Genomic DNA, 18498 nt, shown 5'->3' on the forward strand with positions numbered 1-18498 from the left:
GCCGAGCCGGCAGGCGCCGGGCGGGTGCGGGTGCCGGCCGCCGACCCGGTGGACGAGACTCCGCCCGCCCGCAGCCGGGTACCGGTCCCCGGCGACGCCCCGGTCGCCCGGGTCCGGGTGCCCGCTCCCGAGGAGGCCGTCGGCCGGGTTCGGAGCCCGGGTCCGGGCGAGGTGGCCGGTCGGGTTCGGGTGCCGGCCCCGGACGAGGCCGCCGATCGGTGGGGTCGCGACGAGCGCGCCGACGACGAACCGGCGTACCGCCACCGCGCCGCCGCCGACGCGCTCCCCGAGCCAGCCGCCGGCGGTGTGTACGGCGCCGAGCGGTCCGCGGCCGGATACGCCGCCGCTCCCCGCCCGCGTGAGCACGACCGCCCCCGTGAGCACGACCGCTCGGAGCCGGCGCACCGGCCGGTGGGCGTGGTCCGGCACACCGAGACCGTGCACGTCACCACCCGGCACACCGTCGTCGACGGCGGACCAGCCGAGCCGGGCGGGCGCTACGGCGGTGGGTACGCCGGCCAGTGGACCCCGCCGGCCCAGGAATGGACCCGGGGCGGCGGCACGGAGGGACGTGCCCGGCCGGCCGACCGCTCGTGGGGCGAGCCGGAGAACCCCCGGTCCACGTACGCCGACGACCGTGCCCGCCCAGCCGACGACCGCGCTCGGCCCGTCGACGACCGGTCCTGGGGTCAGCAGCCCGCCGCCCGGGGTGAGTCCGGTTGGAAGGGCGCACGGGACGGCTCGGGCTCCGACCGGAACGGGCCCGACCGCGGCGACGAGGAGCCGGGCTGGACGGCTCGCCGCGACGAGCCGGAGTGGACCGGCCAGCGCGACGTGTACGCCCAGGCCGACGAGCCCGCCTGGGGCGGCCGATCGCAGCACGACGACCGTGGCTGGTCGGAGCAGGCCGAGCCCGACTACGCCGGTGCGCCGCAGCCCGGTCCCGCCCTGCGGGCGGACGACACCGGCGAGTACTGGTCGCAGTTGCGGGCCGGCGACCGGTGGGCGGCCGTCCGGGACGACGAGAACGGCCGTGAGCTGCACGTCGGTGAGCGCCGGGCCGAGGTGCACGCCGACGCCACGGGGACCGAGTACCGGATGGCGGACCGCTGGGCGTCCGTCCGCCACGAGGATCCACGCCGCCACGACGAGCCACGCCGCCACGACGAGCCACGCCGCCACGACGAGCCACGCCGCCACGACGACGCGCGCCGCCACGACGACTCACGCTGGCAGGACGAGCGCGAGTCGTACCACCGGTCCGAGCCGGGCGGCCGGCCGGCGCTGCCGGTCGGCGGCGTGCCCGTGCCGGACGAGTGGCGTCCGCCGCGCCAGCGCGGTCACGAGCCGGAGCCCGCCCCCGAGCGGGCCGGCCGCCGCCGGGTCGAGGAGCGGTACGGCTACCCGCCGCAGGACGACGTGCCGCGTGCCGGCGGCGCCCCGGTCACCGACCGCTGGCGCTGACGCGTCACTTGTCGATGTCGCCGACCACGAAGAACATCGAGCCGAGGATGGCGATCAGGTCCGGCACGAGGCAGCCCGGAAGCAGGGTGGCCAGCGCCTGCACGTTCGCGTACGAGGCGGTGCGCAGCTTCAACCGCCAGGGGGTCTTCTCGCCGCGCGACACCAGGTAGTAGCCGTTGATGCCGAGCGGGTTCTCCGTCCAGGCGTACGTGTGCCCCTCGGGCGCCTTGAGCACCTTCGGCAGGCGGGTGTTGATCGGCCCGGTCAGCCGGTCCACCCGGTCCAGGCACTGCTCGGCGAGATCCAGCGAGACGTACACCTGGTCGAGCAGCACCTCGAAGCGGGCGTGGCAGTCCCCGGCGGTCTTGGTCACCACCGGCACGTCCAGCTCGTCGTACGCCAGATACGGGTCGTCGCGGCGCAGGTCCAGGTCGAGTCCGGAGGCTCGGGCCACCGGCCCGGACGCGCCGAACGCGGCGGCGTCGGCGGCGGACAGCACGCCCACGCCCACCGTGCGGGCCAGGAAGATCTCGTTACGCCGGATCAGGTGGTCGAGGTCGGGCAGCCGCCGACGGACCTCGCCGATCGCCGCGCGGGCCCGCCCGGTCCAGCCGTACGGGACCTCCTCCTTCAGCCCGCCCACCCGGTTGAACATGTAGTGGATCCGGCCGCCGGAGACCTCCTCCATCACCGCCTGGATGGTCTCCCGTTCCCGGAAGGCGTAGAAGACCGGTGTGATGGCCCCGATCTCCAGCGGGTAGGAGCCGAGGAACATCAGGTGGTTGAGCACCCGGTTCAGCTCGGCGAGAGCCATCCGCAGCCAGGTGGCCCGCTCCGGCACCTCCATGCCCATCAGGCGTTCCACCGCGAGCACCACACCCAGCTCGTTCGAGAACGCCGAGAGCCAGTCGTGCCGGTTGGCCAGTACGATGATCTGCCGGTAGTCGCGTACCTCGAAGAGCTTCTCCGCGCCCCGGTGCATGTAGCCGACGATCGGTTCGCAGGCGATGACCCGTTCGCCGTCGAGCACCAGCTTCAGGCGCAGCACGCCGTGCGTGGAGGGGTGCTGCGGGCCGATGTTGAGCACCATGTCGGTGCCGAGCTGCTGATCGCCGGTGCCGGCGACCAGACCGGCCCCGGTGCCGACGGTCAGTTCACGGAGGGCCCCGGCGTCGGTGGTCATGCCCGTCATCGTGCCACGGCGGCGGTGCCCCGGGTCATGGCGACCGCTCAGCGCCACCGCGTCGGCCAATCGGCTCATGTGGTCGTCGGACCCCCGCCGTAGCATCCCGATCCATGGAGCGGACGGAGATCGACGGAGTGCCGGTTCGGTGGAAGCAGGGGCCGGCGCCGCTGAGCGCCACCCTGCTGTTCGGCTGCGGCGCGCGGGACGAGACGTTCCGCACCATCGGGGTCACCCACCTGATCGAGCACCTGGTGATGAGCACCCTGCCCCGCCTGCATCACGAGCACAACGCCTCGGTGGACCTGCACGTCACCGAGTTCACGGCGACCGGCCGGCCGGAGCAGATCGTGGCCTTCCTCGCCGCCGTCTGCGACGGTCTCCGGGCCCTTCCGCTCGACCGTCTCGAGAAGGAGGCGGGTGTGCTGGCCGCGGAGGGTGGCCACTGCACCGATCCGACGACGGCCGCGCTGCTCACCCAGCGGCTCGGCGTGCAGGGCGCGGGGCTCGCGCCGTGGACCGGTCCGGGCTACGACCGGCTGACGCCGGAACAGATCCGCGAGTACGCCGCACGTTGGTTCGTGGCCGGCAACGCGGTGCTGCTGCTCACCGGCCCACCGCCGGAGGGCCTGCGGCTGCCGCTGCCGGCCGGGCCCCGACCGGATCATCTCGCGCCGACGCCCGTGGCGACCGCCGAACCGATCTGGTGTGAGCACCTCGTGCCGTCGGTGGGGGTGTCCCTGGTCGGCGACGACGACGCGGCGATGGTGCTGGGCTGCCAGGTGCTCTCCCAGCGGCTGGAGCAGATCGCCCGGCGCACGCACGGCCTGAGCTACGAGGTGGGCGGTGACGTCGTCCTGCTGGGCAACGGACAGCAGTTGGTGACGGTCACGGTGGACGCCCGTGAGGGCCAGGAGCCGCAGGTGGCCGCCCTGCTCTGGGAGGAGCTGAATCGCCTGGCCACGGAGGGACCGACGGCTGCCGAACTGGCCGAGGAGTGCGCCGCCGCCCGCGAGATGATCGAGGACCCGCGCGCCGTCGAGGCTTATCTCCACCGGTCCGGCTTCCGGGAACTGCTGGGCCTGCCGCAGATCACCCCCGAGCAGCGGCTGGCCGACTTCCTGGCGGTCACGCCGGAGGATGTCCGCGTGCGGTTCCAGGCCGCGCTGCCCAGCGCGCACCTCGTCGTACCGTGCGGAGTGACCCTCTCGCTCCCCGGGCTGACCGAAGGCGGCTGTCCTCGTCTTCCCGAGCAGCCCGAAGGTCGGGTGTTCCACCCGCCGATGCTGGCGAAGGTGCTCGCCCGTGAGGCGCGCGGTCTCCGGCTGATCCTCACCGACGACGGGGTAGCGCTCCGCGACCCGGACGGCGACGTGCATTTGGTCCGCTTCGACGAGGTGGTCGGTGTCGAGGAGGACGGCGTCGCGCGTACCGTCTTCGGCCGCAACGGCTGCCACATCCTGGTCGATCCGGACATGTTCCGCGGCGCCGAGCGGGCGGTCCGCGCGGTCGACGCGGCGGTCCCGGCCTCCCTGCGTTACCGGCGCTCGGAACTCGTCGGGCTGGACTGAACGACGTCGGCGATGCCGACCGGTTGGCGCAGCCACCAGTGCCCGCCGAGCCCGGCCGGGTCGGTCAGCTCGGCCACCGCCGACGCGGCGGCCAGCGCCCGCACGTAGCCGACCGGGTCGGTGCCGGCCAGGCTGAGCGGCGGTCGTCCACCGTCGGCCCCGAGCGCCCGCAGCGCCTCGGCCTGCGAGACCAGGGAGTACGCACACCGGGCGACCGCCGCGCCGGCGGAGGCGACCGAGTCCATGGCCACGTGCGCGGTGACATCGCTCGACCCGTCCGGCACCGGAGGCACCTGCCGCCCGCCCCGATATCCGGTCAACGTCCCGTCCACCGGTCTGCCGTCGCGCAGGTGTCCGTAGTCGACCGCCACCGCCAGCCCTCGGCTGATCCTGCCCACCGCGTGTGCCCAGGCTTCGTCCCTCGGCCTTCCTATTTCTGCCCGGAGACCCGACTCGCTTCCGCCAGTCGCATCAGTCGAGGTTGAACCACCGGTCACGGCACGGTCCGCACCGCGCGGGCTCGCGGGACCGGGCCACCAGGTGGTCAGCCAATCAAGATCAGCAGGGTCGACTGGCCCGCCTATCGTCTCCACACCGCTCTCGGGTTCGACAAGTACATACCGCCAGCCACCGGTGGTGTGCAGTGCCACGTCCAACGGCACGTTGTCCAACCACTCGGTAGCCAGCAGCACCCCCGTGATCTCACCGGGGATCTCGGCGGTCCAGTGGATCTCCTCTGGGAGGTCGTCGGGTCGGGGCGCCAACTCGACAGCGGTGAACCGCACCCGTTCCGCCAGCGAACGGGCGGTGATCGACGACCGCTCGCCGGGTGACTGACGGACGGCGGTCGTTGGAGTCAGGGTTTCGGGGGAGCCCGCCCACGCAGGGATCAAGCCTGACCGCCCGGAGTGGGTGGGCTCCCCCGAAACCCCCACCGCGAGCCCGACGGCATCTTCAGACGCGAGAAGGCGGTGCAGGGCCAGCAGCAATTCCCCCCGCCCAGCCCCAACGTCGACCACGTCCAGCCGTGATGGATGGCCGAGGGCAGAGTCCACCTCCGCGACAAGGCGCAGGAGCGCGGCGGCGAAGGCGGGGGAGGCGTGCACGCTGGTCCGGAAGTGGCCGGCCGGCCCGGCGCCGGCCACGAAGAAGCCGTCCGGCCCGTAGAGGGCCTGGCTCATCGCGTCCCGCCACGGGATCGGCGTTCGGAGCGCAGGAGACGTCACCGTGCCGACCCTACGGCCACCGGTCCGGTGGCGACTCCCGATCCCCGTCGCGCGGTCCGCGGGTGGCCGCGGTCACCGTCGCCCTTCGGGCTCGGGTCAGCAGATCTTGGACAGTTTCCGTTAGCTGCTAACGGAAACTGTCCAAGATCTGCACACGGGGCCGGTGGTGGTGAAGGTTTTCACACATGCTTGTCCCGGTTCGGCGAGCCGGGCGCATACTTGCGATCGACCGGTACCCCTTCTCGAGGACTGGATCGTTGCCATGAGCGCACCGCTGCGCCCGCGCCCGGCCGCCCCACGTGGGCCCGCCGGGTCGTGGGATCGCGCCGACACCGGCGCCCGCGCCACCTCCCGCCCGCTCACCGTCGGTGTCGTCGGCGCGGGCCGCGTCGGTGCCGTGCTGGGCGCGGCGCTCGCCGCCGCCGGGCACCACGTGGTCGCCGTCGCCGGTGACTCCGGGACCAGCCGCGCGCGGCTCGCCCTGCTGCTGCCCGAGGTGCCCCGCCGCCCGGTCACCTCCGTCGCCCGCGCCGCCGCCGACCTGCTGCTGATCGCGGTGCCGGACGACGCGCTGGCCGGAGTGATCGCCGACCTCGCCGACGGAGGTGCCCTGCACCCGGGCCAGGTGGTCGCGCACACCTCGGGCGCGCACGGTCTCGCCGTGCTGGCGCCGGCCGCCGCGGTCGGCGTCCTGCCGCTGGCCCTGCACCCCGCCATGACCTTCACCGGTACGCCGGACGATCTGCCCCGGCTGGCCGGCATCTCGTACGGAGTGACCGCCCTGGCGGACCTGCGCCCGCTGGCCGCCCGGCTGGTCACCGACCTCGGTGGCGTGCCCGAGTGGGTGGCCGAGGCGGACCGCCCGCTGTACCACGCCGCGCTCGCGCACGGCGCGAACCACCTGGTGACCCTGGTGAACGAGGCGACCGACCGGCTGCGGGACGCCGGCGTGGCTCGCCCGGAGAAGGTGCTCGCCCCACTGCTGCGGGCCGCCCTGGAGAACGCGCTACGCCTCGGCGACGACGCGCTGACCGGTCCGGTTTCCAGGGGCGACGCGGGCACGGTCGAGCGGCACCTGGCCCGGCTGGCCGCCACCGCGCCGGAGTCGGTCCCCGCGTACCTGGCGCTGGCCCGGCGTACCGCCGACCGGGCGATCGCCGCGGGCCGTCTGCGCCCGGTGGACGCGCAGCCGCTGCTCGGTGTGCTCGCCGGGACGAGCCGGGAGGTGGCGGCATGACGCAGCTTGTCCACACACGCGCCGAGTTGGCCGAGGCCCGGGCCGCGTTGAAGGGCACCGTCGGCGTGGTGATGACCATGGGCGCCCTGCACTCCGGGCACGAGACGCTGCTGCGCGCCGCCCGGGACCAGGCCGACCACGTGCTGGTGACGATCTTCGTGAACCCGCTGCAGTTCGGACCGAACGAGGACTTCGACCGCTATCCGCGCACCCTCGACGCCGACCTGGAGGTGTGCCGGCGGGCCGGCGCCGACCTCGTCTTCGCGCCGTCGGTGGCCGACATGTATCCGGACGGCCAGCCCCGGGTGCGCCTCGACCCGGGTCCGCTCGGCGGGGAGCTGGAGGGCGCGAGCCGCCCCGGCTTCTTCCACGGCGTGCTCACAGTGGTCCTGAAGCTGCTCCAACTCACCCGTCCCGACCTGGCCTTCTTCGGCGAGAAGGACTATCAGCAGCTCACCCTGGTGCGGCGGATGGCCCGGGACCTGGACGTCCCGGTCGAGGTGATCGGCGTACCGACCGTTCGGGAGCCGGACGGGTTGGCGCTGTCCAGCCGCAACCGTTACCTGAGCGAACCCGAGCGGGCGGCGGCGCTGAGCCTGTCCGCCGCGCTGCGGGCCGGGGCCCGGGCCGCCGACGACGGCCTGGACGCGGGGGAGGTGCTGTCCGCCGCGCACGCCGCGTTCGGCGCCGGTACGCCCGGCGCTCAGCTCGACTACCTGGTGCTCACCGACCCCGAGCTGGAGCCGGGGCCGGTGTCCGGGCCGGCCCGGCTGGTGATCGCCGCCTGGGTCGGCGCAACCCGGTTGATCGACAACGCGGCGATCCACCTCGCCCCTCGTCCCTGACCCGGCCGCACCCACCACCACTCTTTTCGCGAAAGGCGAGCCCGATGCTGCGGACCATGCTCAAGTCGAAGATCCACCGGGCCACGGTGACCCAGGCCGACCTGCACTACGTCGGCTCGGTGACGGTGGACGAGGACCTGCTCGACGCCGCCGATCTGCTCCCCGGCGAGCAGGTCGCGATCGTGGACATCACCAACGGCGCCCGGCTGGAGACGTACGTCATCCCGGGCGAGCGGGGCAGCGGCGTGATCGGCATCAACGGCGCCGCCGCGCACCTCGTACACCCCGGTGACCTGGTCATCCTGATCTCGTACGGGCAGATGGACGACGCCGAGGCCCGGTCGTACCGGCCGCGGGTGGTGCACGTCGACACCGACAACCGGGTCGTCGAGCTGGGGGCGAACCCGGCGGTGGCGGCCCCGGGCACGGCCGGCGACCCGGCGCCCAACCCGTTCGCCGTGTCCGGAGTCTGATCTCGCGCGAGCCGATTCCGGTCTGTCACCGGAAGGTCATTTGCGGTTACCCTGGGCACGCTGGCGGAAGCCGGTAGGTGGCTGGGGGGAGGCCGCGATGCGCCGTGCCATGACGACCCTGTTCGCCACTGCCGTCACGGCAGTGTTGCTGGTCGGCTGCGCCGGGTCCGGTGGTCTGGACGGTGACCTGACCGACGACTGGGCGGCGCCGCCACCGGCCACGGCGTTCACGCCGGCCGTCGGGATGTGCCAGGCCGCCGACTTCGTCGAGGTGGTCACGCTGGCCGCCTACCAACCCATGGACTGCGCCGGCCCGCACCGGGTGGAGACCGTGCACGTGGGAACGTTCCCGGCCCAGCGGGCTGCCGCCCCGGCCAACGGGTCGGTGGAGCTGCGCGGCGCGTTCACGGACTGCGACACGAGGGCCTCGGCGTACGTGGGCGACGACTGGCGGGCCGGGCGACTGCGGCTGTCGGTGGCGCTGCCCTCCGGGCCGGGCTGGGCAGCCGGTTCCCGCTGGTACCGGTGCGACCTGACCGAGCTGACGACTGTCGAGGCGGCGGCCACGGTGGTGGTCCGGTCGGGCAGCCTGCGGGACGCGTTGAAGGGGGCCTCCGGGCTGCGGTTGGGCTGCCAGCAGACCCGCGCCGGGGCGGGCCGGGGCGTGCAGACGCTGGTCCCGGTGGAGTGCGGCGGTCGGCACGACGCCGAGTTCGTCGGGGTGTGGCGTGCGCCGGACAAGCCGTACCCGGCCAAGGATGCCGACTGGCCGCCGCTCTACACCGGCTGCCGCAGCATCCTCGGCCGCTATGTCGGTGTACCGGACGACTCCGACCTGCGGTTCCGCAGCGGCGTGGTGGTGCGCCCGCCCGGTGCGGGGCGTTGGCGGGTCGGTGACCGGGGGGTCCGCTGTTACCTGTGGCTGAGCGACCGTACGGTGAGCGCGTCGTTGAAGGGCGCGGGCCCGGCCGGCCTGCCGGTGCGGACGAAGTGACCGCGGCCGACCGCTCGGCGCGGCGCGGTCCGCGCCGGACGTGGTAGCCCAAACCACTCGTTGAGCCCCCGCCTCCCTCGGCGAGGATCGTTCGGGTTGACTGGTGGGATGGACGTTCCGACGGTCGACCTGCCGGCCCTGCCCAGACTGCTGGCCGCGCCCGAGCCCGGCTGGGTGGAGACCACCGACGTGATCGTGGTGGGCTCCGGGGTGGCGGGGTTGACCGCTGCGTTGCACCTGCGCGAGGCGGGCCTGCACGTCACGGTCGTCACCAAGGTCAACATTGACGACGGCTCGACCCGGTGGGCGCAGGGCGGCATCGCCGCCGTGCTCGACCCGACGGACACTCCGGCGGCGCACGCCCGGGACACCGAGATCGCCGGAGTGGGGCTCTGCGACCCGGCGGCGGTCCGGGTGCTCGTCGAGGAGGGGCCGACCCGGCTGCGGGAGCTGATGCGGATCGGCGCCGAGTTCGATCGCCACCCCGACGGTTCGTTGATGCTGACCCGCGAGGGTGGGCACCGCGCGGACCGGATCGTGCACGCGGGCGGGGACGCGACCGGCGCCGAGGTGCAGCGGGCCCTGCACGCCGCCGTGCAGCGCGACCCGTGGATCCGGTTGGTCGAGCACGCCCTGGTGCTGGACCTGCTGCGGGCGCCCGGCGACGGCCCGGACGGGCTCGGTCCGGCCTGCGGGATCACCCTGCACGTGCTCGGTGAGGGCAGCGAGGACGGCGTCGGCGCGCTGCTGGCCCGGGCGGTGGTGCTGGCCACCGGTGGGATGGGCCAGATCTTCGCGGCCACCACCAACCCGGCGGTCTCTACCGGCGACGGGGTGGCGCTGGCGATGCGGGCCGGCGCGGCGGTGACCGACGTGGAGTTCGTCCAGTTCCACCCGACCGCCCTGATCACTCCGCCCGGCGCGGGGGTGCCCGGCGCCGGGCACGCGCAGCAGCCGCTGGTCTCCGAGGCGCTGCGCGGCGAGGGCGCGTACCTGGTGGACTCCGACGGCAAGCGGTTCATGGTGGGCCAGCACGAGCTGGCCGAGTTGGCCCCCCGGGACGTGGTGGCCAAGGGCATCCACCGGGTGCTGCTGGCCAGCGGTGCGGACCATGTCTTTCTCGACGCCCGCCATCTGGGCGGCGATTTCCTGGCCGGGCGGTTCCCGACCATCGTGGCGTCCTGCCTGGCGATCGGCGTGGACCCGGCCACCGATCTGATCCCGGTCGCCCCGGCCGCGCACTACGCCTCCGGTGGCGTCCGCACCGACCTGCGCGGCCGCACGTCGATCCCCGGCCTGTACGCCTGTGGCGAGGTCGCCTGCACGGGTGTGCACGGCGCGAACCGGCTGGCCAGCAACTCGCTGCTGGAGGGGCTGGTGTTCTCCCGGCGGATCGCCGACGACATCGCGGCCGGCCTGCCCGAGCAGGCCCAACCGGCGGACGTCGGCGCGTGGCGCGGCGGCGCGGGCTGGGTCCTGCCGGCCGGGGTGACGCCGACGCTCCAGCAGGCGATGACCCGGGGCGCCGGGGTGCTCCGGTCCGCGGCGACGCTGGCGGAGACGGCCGGGACGCTGACCGAGCTGGGCGCGGCCCGGGGCCGACCGCGGACCGCCGACTGGGAGGCGACCAACCTGCTCACGGTGGCGTCGACGCTGGTCGCGGCGGCGTACGCCCGCGGTGAGACCCGGGGTTGCCACTGGCGGGAGGACTTCCCGACGGCCGACGAACGGTGGCTGGGCCACCTGGTCGGGTCGGTCGGGGCGCACGGCCGGGTGACGGAGCAGTGGGAGGGGAAGCCATGACGGGGTCGACAGAGGCGGCGTTGCGGGCGACCGGGCTGGACCCGGAGCAGGTGCGGCGGGTGATCGAGACCGCGCTGGTCGAGGATCTGGGGCCGGGTTTCCTGGACGTCACCAGCGTGGCGACCATTCCGGCCGAGCAGACCGACACCGCCGACCTGGTGGCCCGCGCCGACGGCGTGGTGGCCGGGCTGGCCGTGGCCGCCGCCGTGTTCGAGCTGGTGGGCGAGGTGACCGGCTTCGGTCGTACCGTCGAGGTGTCGGTGCTGGCCCGCGACGGTGAGCGGGTGGCCCGCGGCGACGTGCTGGTGACGGTGACCGGCCCGACCCGCCTGCTCCTGACGGCCGAGCGGACGGCGCTCAACCTGCTCTGCCGGATGTCCGGGGTGGCCACCCACACGCGTGCCTGGGCGGACGCCCTGGCCGGCACGAAGGCGATGGTGCTGGACACCCGCAAGACGACGCCGGGCCTGCGGGCGCTGGAGAAGTACGCGGTGCGAGCCGGTGGGGGCACCAACAAGCGGATGGGCCTCTACGACGTGGCCATGATCAAGGACAACCACAAGCTGGCGGCCGGAGGCATCACGGCGGCGTACCGGCGGGTCCGGGAGGCGTTTCCGGAGGTCCCGGTGCAGGTCGAGGTGACCACTGTCGCCGAGGCGGTGGAGGCGGTGGAGGCGGGCGCCGACTTCCTGCTCTGCGACAACATGACCCCGGAGGTGTTGGCCGAGGCGGTGACCGCGGTGGGCGACCGGGCGGAGCTGGAGGCGACTGGCGGGCTGACCCTGGAGGTGGCGGGCCGGTACGCGGCCACCGGCGTCGACTTCCTCTCGGTGGGCGCGTTGACCCACTCGTCGCCGATCCTGGACATCGCGCTGGACCTGCGTACGGAGTAGTTGTCTAGGCTGCGTGCGTGCTGCTCTGCATCGACATCGGAAACACCAACACCGTGCTGGCGACCTTCGACGGCGACAAGCTGGTGCACTCCTGGCGGATCAAGACCGATGCCCGCTCGACGGCGGACGAGTTGGGCCTGATGTTCCGGGGTCTGCTCGCCGGGGACAACGTCGAGATCACCGGCGTGGCCGCCTGCTCCACGGTGCCGGCCGCGCTGCGGTCGCTGCGGACCATGCTCGGCCGCTACTACGCCGACCTGCCAAGCGTGATCGTCGAGCCGGGCGTGCGGACCGGGGTGCAGCTGGCGATCGACAATCCGAAGGAGGTGGGCGCCGACCGGGTGGTGAACACGCTTGCCGCGTTCACCCTCTACGGCGGGCCGTCGATCGTGGTGGACTTCGGCACCACCACCAACTTCGACGTGATCAGCGGCCGGGGCGAGTTCCTGGGTGGGGCGTTCGCCCCGGGCATCGAGATCTCCTTCGACGCGCTGGCCGCCCGTGCGGCCCAGCTGCGCAAGGTCGAGGCCACCAAGCCCCGCTCGGTGATCGGCAAGAACACCGTGGAGTGCCTCCAGGCCGGTCTCTACTTCGGGTTCGCCGGGCAGGTGGACCGGATCGTCGAGCGGATGACCGAGGAGTTGGGCGAGGTGAAGGCGGTGATCGCCACCGGCGGTCTCGCCTCCCTGGTGATCAACGAGTGCAGCACCATCACCCACCACGAGCCGATGATCACGCTGATCGGCCTGCGGATGGTCTACGACCGCAACCTGTGAACCCCGGCCGCCGTCGAGGCCGGCCTCCGTGCGGGGCCTTCAGCGCCGCCGGGCCCGCAGCACGATCGTGCGGTACGGCAGGTCGACGGTCTCCCGCCCGGCCAGCTCGGGATGGCCCGCGAACAGGTCGCGCAGTTCCCGATCGATGCGCGCCCGCCGCTCGGGTGGGGCGGTGAGCCAGTACGAACGGGTGTGCAGCATCGCGACCACCTCGTCGGGTGTGAGCGTCGTGTGGTGCGTGAACTCGCCCAGCTCGACGGGTGTGAACGCGGAGCCGAAGTCCTCGTACCGTCCGACGACGTCGCCGGCGTTGTCACCGAGGTGGGCGATCCGACCCAGCTCGGCCACCCACGCGACCCGCTCGTCCCGCATGTTCCAGATCGGGGCGAACGTCCCACCCGGCCGGAGCACCCGCGCGATCTCGGCGTGCGCCCGCTCCCGGTCGAACCAGTGGTACGCCTGCCCCACCACCACGGCGTCCGCGACCCCGTCGGGCAGCGGCACCGACTCGGCGCCGCCGGCCAGCGCGGTGACGCCGGGGGTGGCGGCGTCCAGTTGGGCGCGCATCTTGGGGTCCGGCTCCACCGGGGTCACCTGGTGGTCGAGGGCGAGCACTCCCCGGGTGAGAATGCCGGTGCCGGCGCCCAGGTCGACAACCTGGGCGGAATCGCCCAGCCCGTCGAGCGCCCACCGCACGGCTGCCACCGGATAGCGGGGTCGAAACCGGTCGTAGTCGGCCGCCGCCGCCCCGAACGAGAGGGCCTGAGTGTGATCCGCCATGGCGGGCAGGTTATCCGGTAACGACCACCTGAGGGCTTGAGTACGCTCGGGCCTGACCCCGCCGACAATCCTTCGTTGAGGAAGCGTGCCGTGACCGAGCAGAACGCCGTGCCAGTTGACCCCGCCGACGACCTTCCCGAGCAGATGAAGGTCCGCCGGGAGAAGCGGGACCGGATGCTCGCCGAGGGTGTGGAGCCGTACCCGGTCGGTTTCCCCCGGACCAGCACGCTCGCCGAGATCCGCGCGAAGTACGCGGATCTGCCCACCGACACCGCCACCGGCGACGAGGTCTCGGTCACCGGCCGGGTGATCTTCGTACGCAACACCGGCAAGCTCTGCTTCGCCACCCTGCGCGACGGCGACGGCACCGAGTTGCAGGCCATGCTCTCCCTGGACCGGGTCGGTCCGGAGCGGCTGGAGGCCTGGAAGCGCCTCGTCGACCTGGGCGACCACGTCGGCGTGACCGGTGAGGTGATCACCAGCCGCCGGGGCGAGCTGTCCGTGCTCGCGCAGCGGTGGGAGATGACCGCCAAGGCCCTGCGGCCGCTGCCGGTGGCCCACAAGCCGCTCTCCGAGGAGGCTCGGGTCCGGCAGCGCTACGTCGATCTGATCGTCCGGCCGCAGGCCCGGCAGATGGTCCGCACCCGGGCGGCGGCGGTGCGCAGCCTGCGCGATTCACTGCACGGCCAGGGCTTCATCGAGGTGGAAACTCCGATGCTGCAACTCCTGCACGGTGGCGCGGCGGCCCGACCTTTCGTGACCCACAGCAATGCGTTGAGCACCGATCTGTATCTGCGAATCGCTCCGGAACTGTTTCTGAAGCGCGCGGTCGTTGGTGGTGTGGACCGCGTCTTCGAGATCAACCGCAACTTCCGTAATGAGGGCGTCGACTCCTCGCACTCACCGGAGTTCGCGATGCTGGAGACGTACCAGGCGTACGGCGACTACGACACGATGGCCGAGTTGACCCGCAATCTCGTGCAACAGGCGGCGATCGCGGTCAGCGGCTCGACGGTGGTGACCCATGCCGACGGGCGGGAGTTCGACCTGGGCGGCGAGTGGCGATCGGTGACCCTGTTCGGGGTCCTTTCCGAGGCGCTCGGCGAGGAGGTCACGGTCCGCACCGAACGTTCCCGGCTGGTGGAGTACGCGGACAAGGTGGGATTGGCCGTGGACCCGAAGTGGGGCCCGGGCAAGCTCGCCGAGGAACTGTTCGAGGAACTGGTCGTCCCCGGCCTGCAGGCGCCCACCTTCGTACGCGACTACCCGGAGGAGACCAGCCCGCTCACCCGGGCGCACCGCAGCGAGCCGGGGCTGGCCGAAAAGTGGGACCTCTACGTTCTCGGCTTCGAGCTGGGCACCGCGTACTCCGAGCTGGTCGACCCGGTGGTGCAGCGGGAACGGCTGGTGGCCCAGGCGCAGCTGGCCGCCCGTGGCGACGACGAGGCGATGCGTCTCGACGAGGACTTTCTCCGGGCCATGGAGTACGGAATGCCGCCGGCCGGGGGTATGGGAATGGGAATCGACCGGCTGTTGATGGCCCTGACCGGCCTCGGAATTCGGGAAACGATCCTCTTCCCGTTGGTCCGCCCGGAGTAGTCGTCCGCCGACTCCCAGCGAGTCGTAACGGCATCCTATTGACGGGGCGAGCAGCACGGGGGTTATTGTGCTCTCGTTAGCAGGAGCGCCCTGCTCGAAAGGAATGTGGGACGTGGCCAAGCAGATCATTCACAAGCTGGTCGATGACCTGGACGGTGGGGACGCTGACGAGACCGTCAAGTTCGCGCTCGACGGTGTTCAGTATGAGATCGACCTGTCCGGCGCCAACGCCGCGAAATTGCGCGACGTATTCGCGCCGTACGTCGGTGCCGGCACCAAGGTGGGTCGCGGTGGCGTGGTGATCGGTGGGCGGGCCGCCCGCGGTCGCGGTGGCGCGACCGCCGACCGGGAGCAGAACAAGGCGATCCGGGAGTGGGCCAAGAAGGCCGGCAAGGACATCTCGGACCGGGGCCGTATCCCGCAGGAGATCGTCGACGAGTACCACGCCAAGCGCTGATCCGTTCAGCTGACCGGTGGCAGCCGCCACCGCAGGGCGACACCGACGCCGGGCCGGAGCATTCTCCGGGCCGGCGTCGCCGTATCCGCGCCCGGACGGGCCGGTCGGAATGTTTCCCGGGCCGACCGGCGTTGTCCACAGGCAGTGGAGTAACTATCCACAACCTGTGGACAACTTCCCGAAAGGGTCGGGTGCGGCCACCCACAGGGCCTCGGCTCGGCGCTCGCCTTTCCGCGATCGGCCCGCCGAGAGCCCCTGGAGGCCGTCGAAGACCCTCCCCAGCCCCTGCGGAGCCTTCCGTGGGGTCGGTCGGATTTCGCTCTGCGCGTAGCGCCAGGGGTACCGGAACACCTCCTGAGCGCGGACGGTTGTGCAAAACGACGTGGAACTGACCCAGACCGGAGAGACACGACCTCAGCCGAGTCGGTCAGCGACGATAGAGTAAGGAGGCACGGACGCCCGTCCTGGACGTTCGTGCACCGGCCCCGCCGAGATCTAGACCATCAAGGCGCACGGCACGTGAGGAGCACGAGGGCATGTTCGAGCGGTTCACCGACCGAGCGCGACGGGTTGTCGTCCTGGCCCAAGAAGAGGCCCGGATGCTCAACCACAACTACATCGGTACGGAACACATCCTGCTGGGCCTGATCCACGAAGGTGAAGGCGTCGCGGCAAAGGCCCTGGAGAGCCTCGGCATCTCCCTGGAGGGCGTCCGCCAGCAGGTCGAGGAGATCATCGGCCAGGGCCAGCAGGCGCCGAGCGGGCACATCCCGTTCACGCCGCGGGCCAAGAAGGTGCTGGAGCTGTCGCTGCGCGAGGCGCTGCAGCTCGGCCACAACTACATCGGCACGGAGCACATCCTGCTCGGGCTGATCCGCGAGGGTGAGGGCGTCGCCGCCCAGGTGCTGGTCAAGCTCGGCGCCGACCTCAACCGGGTCCGCCAGCAGGTGATCCAGCTGCTCTCCGGCTACCAGGGCAAGGAGCCCGCCGCGGCGGGTGCCGCGCCGGGTGAGGCCGCGCCGTCGACCAGCCTCGTGCTGGACCAGTTCGGCCGCAACCTGACCCAGGCCGCCCGTGAGGGCAAGCTCGACCCGGTCATCGGGCGCGAGAAGGAAATCGAGCGGGTCATGCAGGTGCTCTCCCGCCGTACCAAGAACAACCCGGTCCTGATCGGTGAGCCCGGCGTCGGTAAGACCGCCGTGGTGGAGGGGCTTTCCCAGAAGATCATCAAGGGCGAGGTGCCCGAGACTCTCAAGGACAAGCAGCTCTACACGCTCGACCTCGGTGCGCTGGTCGCCGGTTCCCGCTACCGCGGTGACTTCGAGGAGCGCCTCAAGAAGGTGCTCAAGGAGATCCGCACCCGCGGCGACATCATCCTGTTCATCGACGAGATCCACACCCTGGTGGGTGCGGGTGCCGCCGAGGGCGCGATCGACGCCGCGAGCATCCTCAAGCCGATGCTGGCCCGTGGTGAGCTGCAGACCATCGGCGCCACCACCCTGGACGAGTACCGCAAGCACCTGGAGAAGGACGCCGCTCTCGAGCGCCGGTTCCAGCCGATCCAGGTGGGTGAGCCGTCGCTGGCGCACACCATCGAGATCCTCAAGGGCCTGCGCGACCGGTACGAGGCGCACCACCGGGTGAGCATCACCGACGCCGCTCTGGTGGCTGCGGCGACGCTGGCCGACCGGTACATCTCCGACCGCTTCCTGCCGGACAAGGCGATCGACCTGATCGACGAGGCCGGCGCCCGGATGCGGATCCGCCGGATGACCGCGCCGCCAGACCTGCGTGACTTCGACGAGCGCATCGCCCAGGTGCGTCGCGACAAGGAGTCCGCGATCGACGCGCAGGACTTCGAGCGCGCCGCCCAGCTGCGCGACAAGGAGAAGCAGCTCCTCGGCCAGAAGGCTCAGCGGGAGAAGGAGTGGAAGGCCGGTGACCTGGACGTCGTCAGCGAGGTTGACGACGAGCAGATCGCCGAGGTGCTCGGCAACTGGACGGGCATCCCGGTCTACAAGCTGACCGAGGAGGAGACCTCGCGCCTGCTGCGCATGGAGGACGAGCTGCACAAGCGCGTCATCGGCCAGGAGGACGCGGTCAAGGCGGTCTCGAAGGCGATCCGGCGTACCCGGGCCGGCCTGAAGGACCCGAAGCGCCCGTCGGGCTCGTTCATCTTCGCCGGCCCGTCCGGTGTCGGTAAGACCGAGCTGTCCAAGGCGCTCGCCGAGTTCCTCTTCGGCAGCGAGGACGCCCTCATCCAGCTGGACATGTCCGAGTTCCACGACCGGTACACGGTGTCCCGCCTCGTGGGTGCTCCTCCCGGCTACGTCGGCTACGACGAGGGCGGGCAGCTGACCGAGAAGGTGCGGCGTCGGCCGTTCTCGGTGGTCCTCTTCGACGAGATCGAGAAGGCCCACCCGGACGTGTTCAACACGCTCCTGCAGATCCTGGAGGACGGTCGGCTCACCGACGGTCAGGGCCGGATCGTGGACTTCAAGAACACGGTCATCATCCTGACCACCAACCTGGGCACCCGCGACGTGGCCAAGGCGGTGTCGCTGGGCTTCCAGGCGTCGGAGGACTCCGAGTCCAACTACGACCGGATGAAGCAGAAGGTCAACGACGAGCTCAAGCAGCACTTCCGGCCTGAGTTCCTCAACCGGATCGACGACACCATCGTCTTCCACCAGCTGCGCCAGACCGAGATCCTCTCGATCGTGGACATCATGATCCAGCGGATCGAGTCGCAGCTGCGCAACAAGGACATGGGTCTGGAGCTGACCGACAACGCCAAGAAGTACCTGGCGGCGAAGGGCTTCGACCCGGTGCTTGGTGCCCGTCCGCTTCGTCGCACGATTCAGCGCGACATCGAGGACAACCTCTCCGAGCGGATCCTCTTCAACGAGCTGACCCCCGGTCAGATCGTCGTGGTGGACTGCGAGGGCGACCCGAACGACATCGACAAGTCCAAGCTCGTGTTCCACGGTGCGGACAAGCCGGTCGAGGTTCCGGACGCCGTCCCCGCCGACCTCGGCGGCACCGCCGCCGGCACCGCCGCGGCGAGTGCCGACGAGTAGCACTACCAGCAGCAAGGGGCGCCCGCCGATCGCCTGGCCCTCTCCCTGCATCCCACCTACCCGTCAACCGTGAGCCCGCACCGGGGATCCGTCATTCGCCGGATCCGCACGGTGCAT

14 protein-coding genes and 1 pseudogene are annotated in these 18498 nt (G+C 72.0%); 12 read left to right on the plus strand and 3 right to left on the minus strand.

From position 1 onward, the window contains the following. Window positions 1-1464 (plus strand): annotated as a pseudogene (locus tag ABZU46_RS25200) (hypothetical protein); the annotation flags it as partial. Between the two features lie 4 nt (window positions 1465-1468). On the opposite strand, the gene ABZU46_RS25205 reads toward ABZU46_RS25200, so the two are convergent. After that, on the minus strand, window positions 1469-2656 hold the full coding sequence (locus tag ABZU46_RS25205; RefSeq protein WP_007466075.1) for an NADH-quinone oxidoreductase subunit D: 1188 nt from the start codon (window positions 2654-2656) through the stop codon (window positions 1469-1471). A gap of 104 nt (window positions 2657-2760) precedes the next feature. Between ABZU46_RS25205 and ABZU46_RS25210 the strand changes: the two genes are divergently transcribed. Further along, complete coding sequence (locus ABZU46_RS25210; RefSeq protein ID WP_354861596.1) at window positions 2761-4218, plus strand: insulinase family protein; 1458 nt, start codon at window positions 2761-2763, stop codon at window positions 4216-4218. On the opposite strand, the gene ABZU46_RS25215 is transcribed toward ABZU46_RS25210, so the two are convergent. Beyond that, a complete protein-coding gene (locus ABZU46_RS25215) occupies window positions 4185-5399 on the minus strand; it encodes an SAM-dependent methyltransferase (RefSeq protein WP_354861613.1) in 1215 nt (404 codons plus the stop codon). The genes ABZU46_RS25210 and ABZU46_RS25215 overlap by 34 nt on opposite strands. A 307-nt stretch (window positions 5400-5706) precedes the next feature. Between ABZU46_RS25215 and ABZU46_RS25220 the strand changes: the two genes are divergently transcribed. The 7 genes from ABZU46_RS25220 to ABZU46_RS25250 all read left to right on the plus strand — a co-directional run bounded on the left by ABZU46_RS25220 (window position 5707) and on the right by ABZU46_RS25250 (window position 12465). After that, a complete protein-coding gene (locus ABZU46_RS25220; RefSeq protein ID WP_354861597.1) occupies window positions 5707-6681 on the plus strand; it encodes a Rossmann-like and DUF2520 domain-containing protein in 975 nt (324 codons plus the stop codon). Then, a complete protein-coding gene (gene panC, locus ABZU46_RS25225; protein WP_354861599.1) occupies window positions 6678-7526 on the plus strand; it encodes a pantoate--beta-alanine ligase in 849 nt (282 codons plus the stop codon). The genes ABZU46_RS25220 and panC overlap by 4 nt, the downstream gene beginning before the upstream one ends. 44 nt (window positions 7527-7570) lie before the next feature. After that, window positions 7571-7999, plus strand: coding sequence for an aspartate 1-decarboxylase (gene panD / locus ABZU46_RS25230; protein WP_354861601.1), 429 nt, complete (start codon window positions 7571-7573; stop codon window positions 7997-7999). A gap of 97 nt (window positions 8000-8096) precedes the next feature. Next, window positions 8097-8993 carry a septum formation family protein gene (locus ABZU46_RS25235; protein WP_354861603.1) on the plus strand — a complete coding sequence of 299 codons (897 nt, stop codon included), beginning with the start codon at window positions 8097-8099 and terminating at the stop codon, window positions 8991-8993. A 108-nt stretch (window positions 8994-9101) separates the two neighbouring features. Further along, entirely contained in the window at window positions 9102-10796 is a 1695-nt protein-coding gene (locus ABZU46_RS25240; protein ID WP_354861604.1) for an L-aspartate oxidase, read from the plus strand. Continuing rightward, entirely contained in the window at window positions 10793-11689 is an 897-nt protein-coding gene (gene nadC / locus ABZU46_RS25245; protein ID WP_354861606.1) for a carboxylating nicotinate-nucleotide diphosphorylase, read from the plus strand. Before ABZU46_RS25240 ends, nadC begins: the two co-directional genes overlap by 4 nt. Window positions 11690-11706: 17 nt before the next feature. Beyond that, on the plus strand, window positions 11707-12465 hold the full coding sequence (locus tag ABZU46_RS25250) for a type III pantothenate kinase (protein ID WP_234587497.1): 759 nt from the start codon (window positions 11707-11709) through the stop codon (window positions 12463-12465). Window positions 12466-12504: 39 nt separating this feature from the next. On the opposite strand, the gene ABZU46_RS25255 is transcribed toward ABZU46_RS25250, so the two are convergent. Beyond that, on the minus strand, window positions 12505-13245 hold the full coding sequence (locus ABZU46_RS25255) for a class I SAM-dependent methyltransferase (protein ID WP_354861608.1): 741 nt from the start codon (window positions 13243-13245) through the stop codon (window positions 12505-12507). A gap of 90 nt (window positions 13246-13335) precedes the next feature. Here ABZU46_RS25255 and lysS point away from each other — a divergent pair, with 90 nt between their 5' ends. The 3 genes from lysS (at window position 13336) to ABZU46_RS25270 (ending at window position 18381) form a co-directional block, all read left to right on the plus strand. After that, the gene (lysS, locus tag ABZU46_RS25260) at window positions 13336-14844 is read left to right on the plus strand and encodes a lysine--tRNA ligase (protein ID WP_354861609.1); all 1509 of its coding nucleotides are present in this window, start codon (window positions 13336-13338) and stop codon (window positions 14842-14844) included. A 112-nt stretch (window positions 14845-14956) separates the two neighbouring features. Beyond that, the gene (locus ABZU46_RS25265; RefSeq protein WP_007466057.1) at window positions 14957-15301 is read left to right on the plus strand and encodes an Lsr2 family protein; all 345 of its coding nucleotides are present in this window, start codon (window positions 14957-14959) and stop codon (window positions 15299-15301) included. A gap of 536 nt (window positions 15302-15837) precedes the next feature. Then, window positions 15838-18381, plus strand: a complete 2544-nt coding sequence (locus ABZU46_RS25270; protein ID WP_354861611.1) for an ATP-dependent Clp protease ATP-binding subunit — start codon at window positions 15838-15840, stop codon at window positions 18379-18381. Window positions 18382-18498 lie beyond the last annotated feature (117 nt).

The organism is Micromonospora sp. NPDC005197, from assembly GCF_040608295.1.
Classification (GTDB): domain Bacteria; phylum Actinomycetota; class Actinomycetes; order Mycobacteriales; family Micromonosporaceae; genus Micromonospora.

Excerpts from the sequence above, each read along its gene's own strand:
- ABZU46_RS25205 (WP_007466075.1), bottom strand. The coding sequence starts at position 2,656 with ATGACGGGCATGACCACCGACGCCGGGGCCCTCCGTGAACTGACCGTC.
- ABZU46_RS25210 (WP_354861596.1), top strand. The coding sequence starts at position 2,761 with ATGGAGCGGACGGAGATCGACGGAGTGCCGGTTCGGTGGAAGCAGGGG.
- ABZU46_RS25215 (WP_354861613.1), bottom strand. The coding sequence starts at position 5,399 with ATGAGCCAGGCCCTCTACGGGCCGGACGGCTTCTTCGTGGCCGGCGCC.
- ABZU46_RS25220 (WP_354861597.1), top strand. The coding sequence starts at position 5,707 with ATGAGCGCACCGCTGCGCCCGCGCCCGGCCGCCCCACGTGGGCCCGCC.
- panC (WP_354861599.1), top strand. The coding sequence starts at position 6,678 with ATGACGCAGCTTGTCCACACACGCGCCGAGTTGGCCGAGGCCCGGGCC.
- panD (WP_354861601.1), top strand. The coding sequence starts at position 7,571 with ATGCTGCGGACCATGCTCAAGTCGAAGATCCACCGGGCCACGGTGACC.
- ABZU46_RS25235 (WP_354861603.1), top strand. The coding sequence starts at position 8,097 with ATGCGCCGTGCCATGACGACCCTGTTCGCCACTGCCGTCACGGCAGTG.
- ABZU46_RS25240 (WP_354861604.1), top strand. The coding sequence starts at position 9,102 with ATGGACGTTCCGACGGTCGACCTGCCGGCCCTGCCCAGACTGCTGGCC.
- nadC (WP_354861606.1), top strand. The coding sequence starts at position 10,793 with ATGACGGGGTCGACAGAGGCGGCGTTGCGGGCGACCGGGCTGGACCCG.
- ABZU46_RS25255 (WP_354861608.1), bottom strand. The coding sequence starts at position 13,245 with ATGGCGGATCACACTCAGGCCCTCTCGTTCGGGGCGGCGGCGGCCGAC.
- ABZU46_RS25270 (WP_354861611.1), top strand. The coding sequence starts at position 15,838 with ATGTTCGAGCGGTTCACCGACCGAGCGCGACGGGTTGTCGTCCTGGCC.